The organism is Desulfobulbaceae bacterium (assembly GCA_013792005.1).
Classification (GTDB): Bacteria; Desulfobacterota; Desulfobulbia; order Desulfobulbales; family VMSU01; genus VMSU01.
In genome coordinates this window covers 1-8441 of the sequence record VMSU01000065.1, presented here as the reverse complement: position 1 = coordinate 8441, position 8441 = coordinate 1, and the positions used below count along the sequence as shown (strand labels likewise).

The window sequence follows — 8441 nt, the reverse complement described above, 5'->3', positions numbered from 1 at the left end:
CAGTGCCACATCTGCGTTGTTATCGGCCTGCTCATGTGCGAAAAGCACACATCGCAGGCCGATGCCTAGCATCTGCGGCACTGCTGAACAGTTACGGTTCTGGGCTTCGGCACCTTTCTGGGTCAGAAGGTGGATAGTTACAATTATATTTCAAAACAATAAGAAACACAGCGTTCGCACGTCGTTTCCCTTTACTTATATCATACTCTCGGGATCAACGTCTACCTGCAACTTCACAGTAGAACTACCAAGCGTTGAAGGCTTCTGTGAAGCAAGATAAGCGCTGAGGCTATGAAGGGCTCTTAAATCTGAACTTTTCAACAACATCTGCCAGCGGTAAAGGTCTCGAATCTTTGCAATCGGCGCCGGCGCCGGACCCAAAACGCTCACCGATCCATTACGCGCCTGCTCTCTAGCTAATCTCCCGAGACTTTGCGCGGCTTTTTCGACATCCTTCTGACTAGGACCTTCAATTCGAATATTGACTAATCGCGAAAACGGGGGAAAAGACAGAGCCCGCCGCATCTGAATCTCTTCTGCATACATGGTCTCATAATTGTTATTTTGTGAGGTAGCTATGCTGTAATGCTCGGGGTGGTAAGTCTGCACCACCACCCGCCCGAGTTTTTCGCCCCGCCCTGCCCGGCCGAACACTTGGGTCAAGAGCTGAAAAGTCCTCTCCCCTGCCTTGTAATCGGGCATACCGAGTCCAGCATCAGCCCATACCACACCGACCAAAGTAACATGGGGAAAATGGTGCCCCTTGGTAATCATCTGGGTTCCCACCAAGATATCAATCTCTCGTTGATGAACGGCCTTTAATATCCTCAGGTACCGTGTCCGTGAGGTTGCGGTATCACGATCAAGACGAGCAATGCGGGCTTTGGGAAGCAGACGCTGCAACTCATCTTCAATCCTCTCGGTACCAACGCCAACAGAAGCAAGATCTGCCGATTGACACTTGGGGCAGACGGCAGCGCTGTTCATTGAAAATCCGCAATAATGACAGACCAATTGACCGCTCTTCTGGTGCAATGTCAAACTCACATGACAATGCCCACATTGGAGAGTATGGCCACACCCGCGACACAAGACAAGATTGGCAAAACCACGGCGATTTAGAAAAACAAGCGTCTGATCCCCGGCGGCAAAATTATCCTTAATCGCGCAGAGCAACTGGGGACTAAAAATTGGCGGTTTACCAGAAACAGTCGGCACGGCCTTGAGATCGACAATCTCAACATCTGGCAAGGAACGATCTGCCACCCGCTTCGGCAAAGTGAGATGGGTATATTTGCCGGTCGTGGCGTGGGTAAAACTAATAATTGAAGGGGTGGCAGAGCCCAGCAGCACCACGGCCTGGGCTTGACTTGCCCGCATGACCGCAGCATCTCGGGCATGATAACGGAAGCCATCATCTTGTTTGTAAGCGCCGTCATGCTCTTCGTCAACGACAATCAAACCAGGGTCGGCCAGAGGTGCGAAGAGGGCGGAACGCGCACCAATAACAATTGAAGCCTGGCCGCTGGCGATACGACGCCATTGGTCAAAACGTTCCCCGTCACTGAGTCCGCTATGAAGAATGGCGACACGATCGGCAAATCTGGAGATAAAATTTCCTTCAAGCTGAGTTGCCAATGCGATTTCTGGAACCAACACCAACACCTGACGCCCCTGAGCCACGGTAAGGGCTGCTGCCTGCATATACACTTCCGTCTTCCCGCTGCCAGTCACGCCATGGAGAAGGAACGGGGCATAACGACGGACCTGAAGCGCAGGAGCCAAGACGGCAAGGACAGCCTGCTGATCATCGGTTAAAAAATCTGGTTTAGCAGAAAATGCGGGCAACTCTCCAAAAGGATCACGATAAACGGCATGCTCCTCGGCAACAAGAATCCCCTGTTCTTCTAACGAGACAAGAGTCTTACGATAACCGGCATACCGCTTGCCTAGTTCCTTGCCCGCCACCCAGGGACAATTACTTTCACGACTAAGTTCATCGATCAAATCGACCAGACGCGATTCTGATCGTTTAAGGCTCTCTCGCTCGTCTTGCCCTCTATCCTCGGCACGTCGAACGCACAGTTCTAGCTTTTCCTTAACCCTGTCAGCGGGAATAATCGCATGAATTTCAACCAAACCTTGATCTGCCCATCGTTCAAGAAGTCGTTGAACCTTGGTTCGCCACAACTTGCGAACCACAGCGCCTGTAATCTTACCATCACGAAGGAATCTGGCAAACCAGGAGCCAGGCCACTCTATCTCAGGCCAGGTTTCAAATACAGAGCGTCCAACTGGGGTCATCATTACCTGGCGACCACTTTGTGGCGCTAACCCAGTTGGCAGGGCGCCTTTAATAATTTCGCCAATGGGATACTGATAATAATCGGCAAGCCAACGGTAAAACAGCACCATCGTCGCAGGAAACAACGGCTCATCATCAAGATAGTCAATAATGGGACGAATCTTAAAATTATTGTTTTCCGGCAAGGCATCAACACAGGAAAGAACATATCCCGTCACCTGACGATTTCCGAGGGGCACGAGAACTCGCAGCCCCGGACACGGAGAAAGCGCCTGGTTCACCGGTTCAAGATAGGTGAGTGTATTGGCAATGGGAGAGGCCACTGCCACTTCAAGATAGGCCATTACTCACAATAAATCCTTTAATAAATGAGAAAGTTACGCTGCCATCCAGCACCTCACTCACACAGGAACAAATGCAGGGAAAATGATATTCTGGCTATTATCTTGTAACCAACACCAACAGAATTTCTGTGAATCGATTAAAGCCTGGTCGAGATTTCTTTAATATGTTTGCAGAACTCTTCCCGCAGATCAGGATGACGCATGGCAAAAGCGACAATCGCCTTCAGATAGCCGAGTTTATCCCCAGCATCATAGCGATTACCCTCAAACTCATAGGCAAACATGGATCGCTTGTTCGAAAGGGCGAGAAGGGCATCGGTCAACTGAATTTCTCCTCCATGACCTGGAGTAGTCTTACTCAGCATGTCGAATACTTCAGGGTGAAGGATGTAACGGCCAATAATTGCCAAGTTGGAATTAGTCGTGCCCGGCGCTGGTTTCTCCACCAATCGATTAACTCGATACACTCGATCACGGAGAAGATCTCCTTCGACTATACCGTACTGATAGGTCTGATCCATAGGGACAGTCTGAATGGCCACAATGGATTCTTGAACTTCATTATAAAGAGTCATCATCTGCTTGGCACACGGCACATCAGACTCAACCAAGTCATCGCCCAGCAAGACCATGAACGGTTCGTTTCCGACTACGTTTCTGGCAGTCCAGATCGCATGCCCAAGACCCAACGGTTTTTTTTGACGCACCGTAACAATATCAATCAAATTGGCAAGATGCCGCAACTCCTCACAGATTCTTAGTTTGCCTTTACTCTCAAGCATGGTATCAAGTTCGTAATTATAATCAAAATGATTCTCAATGGCTGATTTTCCAGCGCTGGTCACCAAAATGATCTCCTCAATACCGGAGGCGACAACTTCCTCGACAATATATTGAATTGTCGGCCGATCAACAATGGTCAGCATCTCCTTAGGTATGGCTTTACTCGCTGGTAAAAATCTGGTTCCCATTCCTGCGACAGGGATAACTGCCTTGCGGATTTGTTGAGCCTGTTTTGATTTTTTCATTGGATTAACACCTAGAAATAAGGTTTAAAGAAAATTCAATCAATATTGATACTATATCAAGAAATGCAGCGGCAAATTATAGCCGATTAACTTGGAATGTATCCACATTTTTCTATTGTGAATAGAAACTACCCTTAATAACAATCATCACTGATACCTGTTGATTCGCAAAGGGTCAACATTTTACCCGGATATCACCGCACTCATCAAAACTTAGGCGCTGCGTATCTGCCATAATACACCATGCACCCCCTTGAGAAAGCGATCCTAACCTTCTGTCTGAAAAACAGGTTGTTCAACCAGCGTGACCATCTTGTAATTGGTGTCTCAGGAGGGGCTGACTCAATGGCCTTACTCCACCTGCTGGCCACACTCGCCCCAGATCTTGGCATCACCATGATCGTAGGCCATGCCGATCACGGCTTACGACCAGATGCGGCTGACACAGAAGCAAATATGGTCCGACAAGCGTCAACATCGTTAGGCCTTGACTGCCACGTCTCTCAGCTTAACGTCTCACCATATGCCAGAAATAATGGCATCTCAACTGAAGAAGCTGCCCGCAACCTCCGCTACTCATTTTTTGACACGCTCTCTAAGGATACAGGCGCCAACAAAATTGTAGTAGCCCACACCGCCGATGACCAGTCAGAAGAAATCCTTCTACGATTGATTCGGGGCACAGGACGGAAAGGCTTGTCGGGGATGGCACTCCTTCGTGACGGCAGAGTGGTCAGACCTCTGCTTACAATCGAAAAAAATCGCCTCATCCAATACCTTAATGATAAAGGGATTCCCTTTGCCACTGATGCTTCAAACACTGATCGGCGCTATCTCCGCAACCGGATTCGCTTAGACCTTCTGCCCTATCTTGCCACCTTCAATCCCAATATCTCCCAGACCTTACGACAGACAGCGGCCATTCTTCAGGAGGAAGACACCCTTTTAGACACAATGGCACAAGACTGGTATTGCCGTCTCGTTAGCGAGAATACTTTAGCTGAGTTGCCAAGCGCTATTATTAAACGCACCGACTTCAATACACTTCCGATAGCCATTGCTCGCCGCATACTTGAAAAGATGCTGATTCATATGCACACAAAACCCCGATACAAGCATATCGAAAGCCTGATGGCGCTTGCATCACAAGGCAGCGGCCAAATCCACCTAAGCCATGGCTTACGAGCCATCGCTTCGACAAACGCTTTACAACTTTTCTACCCGTGGGGAAAAAAATCCTGCCGTGCACCATTAGTTAACACAGGATGTTCATTCTCCCTCCGTATCGAAGGTCCGGGTCGATATACGATTGCTGAAACCGGGGCAAGGATTCTCGTTGAATCACTGTCACAGCGAACAAATAGTGATTCAATAAAAAACGATCCCGCCGACTTTTTCGATGCGGCAAAGATCTCGTTTCCACTTACTATCCGGAATCAGCTTCCCAACGACAAACTCTGCCCCCTCGGAGGAAATTCCAATAACACCAAGAAAGTCTCGGCGATTTTAAGCGCAAAAAAAATCCCCCATCAACAAAGACACACCGTCCCCATAGCCACCTGTAATAATCAGATTATCGCCATCCTGGGATTCTGTATTGATGATCATGTCAAAATAACAGACTCCACCACCACCCTACTAAAAATCACAGTAATCACCACAGAAAGGAATTCTGCTCTTCCGCTGGCGAGATGAAAAAACAACACGTTATTAGCGAGTTCGATCAAATCAAAACATTCAGTTCCGCTCGTGGAAACAGAAGATAAATATTAACGATTCTTCACAGTAGAACAACAAGTCCTGTTTCGTCCGATTTTCTAGGAGCCTGTCGGACTTAGAGAGTCGTAGCGAAAATTCGTGAAATCGTGACCAGATATTCATGACTTTGAGGCGAATAGCAGGGCTATTTAACGAAAATTCATGGGGATATGGGCCGGTTTCACGAATTTGCAGTAGATTTATGTCTAAGTCCGACAGGCTCCTAGAGGGTATTAACAGCATTCAATTCCCGGAAAGCCTGTTCCAAACGGGTCACCATACTCACCTGGGCGGCCCGGAGCCAGACCCGCGGATCGTAATATTTCTTGTTGGGCTTATCCTCTCCTTCCGGGTTGCCGATCTGGTCCTGAAGATAACCCTCGTTCTTCTTATAGTAACCCATGATGCCGGCCCATGATGCCCACTGGGTGTCAGTGTCGATGTTCATTTTAACCACGCCGTATCTGATTGATTCTCGAATTTCCTCAGGTGATGAGCCGGATCCACCATGGAATACCAGATTGAGCGAATTGGCAGGGACACCGAATTTCTCCGAAACATACTTCTGCGAGTTATCCAAGAGGATCGGGGTTAACTGGACGTTCCCCGGCTTGTAGACCCCATGAACATTGCCGAAGGAGGCGGCGATAGTAAAACGGTGACTGATGGCATTCAGCTTTTCATAGGCATATGCCACATCTTTCGGTTGAGTATACAGCGCAGAATGATCCATCCCCGTGTTGTCGACACCGTCCTCCTCACCTCCAGTGCATCCCAACTCGACTTCTAACGTCATATCCATCTGTGCCATGCGCTTCAAGTAAGTGCTGCAGATTTCGACATTTTCCTGCAAGCTCTCTTCCGATAGATCCAGCATGTGGGAACTGAACAGCGGACTGCCGGTTTGGGTGTAATGCTTCTCACCCGCGTCCAACAACCCGTCGATCCAGGGCAGCAATTTTCTAGCGGCGTGGTCGGTATGCAAAATGACCGGCACCCTATAATGCTTGGCCACATTGTATACATGGAGAGCGCCGGAGATGGCGCCAAGGACATGAGACTGCTGGCCTTCAAGGGAAAGTCCCTTACCGGCGATAAACTGAGCGCCACCGTTCGAAAATTGAACAATGATCGCCGATCTGGCTTTAGCCGCAGCCTCAAGGGCCGCATTGATAGAATCAGTGCCAACGCAATTGACCGCAGGAAGTGCAAAGTTGTTGGCCTTACAATGAGCAAAGATCTTTTGAACATCTTCCCCGGTAACGACACCTGGTGCGACAAGATCGAGAATTTTTTCTGTCATAGTGGATTCCTTTTTTAGCTGAAAGATTGGATAAAGTAATACTCATTGAACGGGTAAGGAGGGCGCTAGATTCAACAATGTGATGATAATCCCCAGTCACAGGGAAAATAACTAACTGAAGACTTTCTCTGTTTTGTTCTATCAAAAATCGTAAACATTCAGATGATGCGCTGCTTCTAAGTTAGAAAAAATCAACAATATCAGCAACAAATAGCCACATAAATGATACAGCATTTTTGATTTCGCAACAAGAACCTTCTCGACAGACATTAACAATTGATCAGTCTTTTAACACCAGCGCCACCCGTGATTTTTCTTGCGAGATTATCAATATTAATGCTGATCAACTTGAGCAGGCATCATCCCCCCCCTCGCGCTATCCGCGTAGAGATAATTTGTCACAGCAGCTCTCATCTCTTCAATCACCTTATCTCTCAGCCATTGTGGTTTCAGTACCTCCACCTGTGATCCATGCTTTAACACCTCCATCATTATTTCAACCTCGTGAGAGACAGGGATGGTGCGAATAAGTGAACCGTCTGCCTGGACCTCTTCGATCTGGCGTTCATGCCACACCTCTTCCTTGACCCACCGTGAACGTTCCGGCGTAAACCGCAATACTACATCGAAACTCGATCGGTTCTGATAAATACCAAAGGTATTTTGCAGGAACGGTTGCCACTCTTCCCTCTCTCGAATTGTAAACTCACGATTCTCCATTGCGCAGTTGGTCATGCGACCGAGTAAAAAATCACGCCACTCAACGCGGAGATGACAAAATGCGATCAAATGCCAATTGCCCATGTAGTTGACCATATGATGTGGCTCTACAGTGCGCACCACATCATGAACTGCGGATGGCGAATGATAGTTGAAAGTAAGCAACCGTCCCTGTAACAGGGCTGAAGTAACAACCTTAAAAATGCGAGGGTCAGTGGGATTGATATTCTTCCACCTGAACGAAAAGGCATCTTCAGGATGCGCTCGTCCTGGAAGATTAGCGGCCAGCAATGAGCCAAGTCGCTTGGATACTCGCCCCAACTCATCGCCAAGTGAACCGGCGGATGCTTCGGTAATGAGTTTTTGCGAGATAAGAAGGGCAAGAAGTTCTTCTTCAGAAATACGCGTTACTGGCAGTTGAAAAGAAGGATCAGTGTAACGATACCCTTTTTTGAAAAAATCATATTCCAGGGGAACAAGGAGTCGATCACGGAAGTACTCAATACACCGCTGCCCGGTTTTAATCGTGATCTCGAATTGCTCCGCCAGATTAGATGCGTTTGGATAATGCTGTTTACGGATCTCATTGTCGAACCAGACAAATCGCTCAAGAAAAAGTTGATCGCCCATAAAGATTGTCTCCATTGGCATTGATGGCAGCCAGAGTAGTTATTCCGCTTATAGTCTGACGAAAACGAGGCCGGTGGCCATCCGGCCACTATTTTCTAAAAAATAATTCACTAGGACACTAAATGGGGTAGTGGGTCATCTATAACTGTATCCAAGAGGCTTGGTCAATAGTGACTTGGATTATAGTAAGGGGCTCGGAAAATACCAATTTACTGGATCGCGCCCGGATCTGGGTCAGATTTGGTTGCGCCGATTGAACAAAACCGCAGGCGTAGCAGCGCTACGTCGAGGATTTTGTGATTGAGTCGCGACCAAAGATGGCCCAAAGCCGGGATGCGTTATGGTAAATTGGT

General features: G+C 48.0%; 5 protein-coding genes. 1 reads left to right on the top strand and 4 read right to left on the bottom strand.

Features of this window, described 5'->3' with window-relative positions; genetic code table 11:
• Positions 1-195: 195 nt before the first annotated feature.
• Both priA and galU read right to left on the bottom strand, forming a co-directional pair.
• Positions 196-2649, bottom strand: coding sequence for a primosomal protein N' (gene priA / locus FP815_03725; protein MBA3014046.1), 2454 nt, complete (start codon positions 2647-2649; stop codon positions 196-198).
• A gap of 137 nt (positions 2650-2786) precedes the next feature.
• On the bottom strand, positions 2787-3677 hold the full coding sequence (gene galU, locus FP815_03720) for a UTP--glucose-1-phosphate uridylyltransferase GalU (GenBank protein ID MBA3014045.1): 891 nt from the start codon (positions 3675-3677) through the stop codon (positions 2787-2789).
• A 243-nt stretch (positions 3678-3920) separates the two neighbouring features.
• Between galU and tilS the strand changes: the two genes are divergently transcribed.
• On the top strand, positions 3921-5372 hold the full coding sequence (gene tilS, locus FP815_03715) for a tRNA lysidine(34) synthetase TilS (GenBank protein ID MBA3014044.1): 1452 nt from the start codon (positions 3921-3923) through the stop codon (positions 5370-5372).
• Positions 5373-5658: 286 nt separating this feature from the next.
• Here the strand turns inward: tilS and fbaA are convergent, their stop codons facing one another.
• Together fbaA and FP815_03705 are read right to left on the bottom strand one after the other, a co-directional pair.
• Positions 5659-6738, bottom strand: coding sequence for a class II fructose-bisphosphate aldolase (gene fbaA, locus FP815_03710; protein MBA3014043.1), 1080 nt, complete (start codon positions 6736-6738; stop codon positions 5659-5661).
• A gap of 333 nt (positions 6739-7071) precedes the next feature.
• Positions 7072-8088 carry a WYL domain-containing protein gene (locus tag FP815_03705; protein ID MBA3014042.1) on the bottom strand — a complete coding sequence of 339 codons (1017 nt, stop codon included), beginning with the start codon at positions 8086-8088 and terminating at the stop codon, positions 7072-7074.
• Between the last annotated feature and the right edge of the window lie 353 nt (positions 8089-8441).

Excerpts from the sequence above, each read along its gene's own strand:
- priA (MBA3014046.1), bottom strand. The coding sequence starts at position 2,649 with ATGGCCTATCTTGAAGTGGCAGTGGCCTCTCCCATTGCCAATACACTC.
- galU (MBA3014045.1), bottom strand. The coding sequence starts at position 3,677 with ATGAAAAAATCAAAACAGGCTCAACAAATCCGCAAGGCAGTTATCCCT.
- tilS (MBA3014044.1), top strand. The coding sequence starts at position 3,921 with ATGCACCCCCTTGAGAAAGCGATCCTAACCTTCTGTCTGAAAAACAGG.
- fbaA (MBA3014043.1), bottom strand. The coding sequence starts at position 6,738 with ATGACAGAAAAAATTCTCGATCTTGTCGCACCAGGTGTCGTTACCGGG.
- FP815_03705 (MBA3014042.1), bottom strand. The coding sequence starts at position 8,088 with ATGGGCGATCAACTTTTTCTTGAGCGATTTGTCTGGTTCGACAATGAG.